Source organism: Microvirga sp. KLBC 81, from assembly GCF_003075415.1.
Taxonomy (GTDB): Bacteria; Pseudomonadota; Alphaproteobacteria; order Rhizobiales; family Beijerinckiaceae; genus Microvirga.
In genome coordinates, this window is record NZ_QDAH01000223.1 from 1 (window position 1) to 1,737 (window position 1,737).

Annotated in this window: 1 protein-coding gene and 1 pseudogene; one reads left to right on the top strand and one right to left on the bottom strand. The window is 62.1% G+C overall.

The window, feature by feature from the left end; translation table 11 throughout:
* Positions 1–499 precede the first annotated feature (499 nt).
* Complete coding sequence (locus DC522_RS33345; RefSeq protein WP_116532673.1) at positions 500–796, top strand: hypothetical protein; 297 nt, start codon at positions 500–502, stop codon at positions 794–796.
* On the opposite strand, the pseudogene DC522_RS33350 reads toward DC522_RS33345, so the two are convergent.
* A pseudogene (locus DC522_RS33350) lies at positions 689–1,630 on the bottom strand (NAD(P)-binding domain-containing protein). The gene DC522_RS33345 and the pseudogene DC522_RS33350 sit on opposite strands and share 108 nt — an antisense overlap.
* Positions 1,631–1,737: the final 107 nt, after the last annotated feature.

Here is a 1,737-nt window from a genome sequence, read left to right on the forward strand (position 1 = left end):
ACGCTCCCTCTCTTTGTGGCGATCTTCATGACGGCCACCCTTTGGCACTTTGATGCCGGTGAGCAGGGAGCGTCCACTCCATCAAGTTGTCGGAGAAAGATACACCGATCGTAGGTCGGGGTTGGATCAGGCGGCATTCGCCGCGTCGGTTACCTCGGCCCAGACTTGGAAGACCCGAAGCGCGGGCAAGGCGATGATCGACGACGCCGGCGTTGGCAGGGCGCCCAAGATGGCGACAGAATGAGCGGGCGCAGACCCGCGTCGAAATCGCCCGCTCGCAGGCCCTGAGCCAAGCCGAAGCGGACTTGGCGCGGGCCATCGAACGCATGGTCGATGACCACGATGGCTCCGCCCGCGACCAATGAGGCCGCCTCAATAAACACCGCCCCAGGGCCTGGATGCCGGCCATCGCACCACCCGCCTCCTGGCGGCTCTGGGGCCGGAGGAGTTTGCGGGTCTGGAGCCTCATCTCGAACTCGTCGAGCTGACACTGGGGCTGGTGCTCTATGACACGAGCGACACGACCGTGTCCTACGCGTACTTCCCGCATGACACGGTCGTGTCGCTCGTGAATGTTCTGGAGAATGGCGCGACCGTCGAGGTCGCGGTGTTCGGGCGCGAGGGCGTGCTCGGCCTGCTGAGTGCGCAGGTCACGCACGAGGCCTTCGGGCGCTATGTCGTGCAGATGTCAGGCACCGCCCCGCGCATTCCGGTCGGGCTCCAGAGCGAGGCTCGGAATGCCTGCCCGGCCCTGCGACAACTGATCATGAATTACGGCGAGGTCTTGCTGGCCTAGACCTTTCATCGGGTCACCTGCAGTGCCGTTCATCCGGTCGAGGCGCGCTACTGCCGCTGGATCCTGAGGCTTCATGACCGAGCAGACGGAGATACGTTGCCGATCACGCATAAGATCCTTCTGATGCAACTCGATGCGGAAACCGGGCGCGAAGGTGCGCTTGATCATGCGCTGGCCATGCAGCTCGAGAATGCGCGAACTCGCGAGCCCACCCAACAGCGCCTCTCGGACCTTGGCAGGGTCTGCCCCCGCCTTCGAAGCAAAAACCAGAGCCTCTGCCACAGCTTCGATGGTCAGAGCCACGATTATCTGATTGGCGACCTTCGTCGTCTGACCGACACCGCTCGGGCCAATGAGCGTGATGTTTTTGCCCATTTTTTCGAAGGCCGGCTTGGCGCGCTCAAACGCCTCTTCTTCACCGCCGACCATGATGGTGAGAGAGGCAGCCTTGGCGCCGACCTCGCCACCGGACACGGGCGCGTCGAGATAATCGCAGCCGAGCTGACTGATTCTGCCGGCGAATTCCTTCATCGCGATCGGCGAGATCGAGCTCATGTCGATGACGAGCTTACCCCTCGTCAGACCTTCGCCCACACCCTGCTCGTCGAACAGCACTTCAGCCACCTGAGGAGTACCCGGCACCATCGTGATGATGATATCGGCGGCCCTAGCCACGGCATCATGGCCCGATACGGTCTTTAGGCCTTTGTCGAGCAGGCTGGAAGGCGGCTTCGAGCGATGGTCACTGGTAACAACGCTTTATCCAGCATCGATCAGGTGCCCCGCCATAGGGGCTCCCATGATGCCGACACCGATGAACCCTATTGTCTCCATAGTCCTGTCTCCTCAGACATTCGCCTGCTTCTAGAGCATCGGGCATTCAGACGAATCCGTATCCGGCGGCGGTGAAATAGTTGCGGCACGCCTCAGGCTCAACGAGA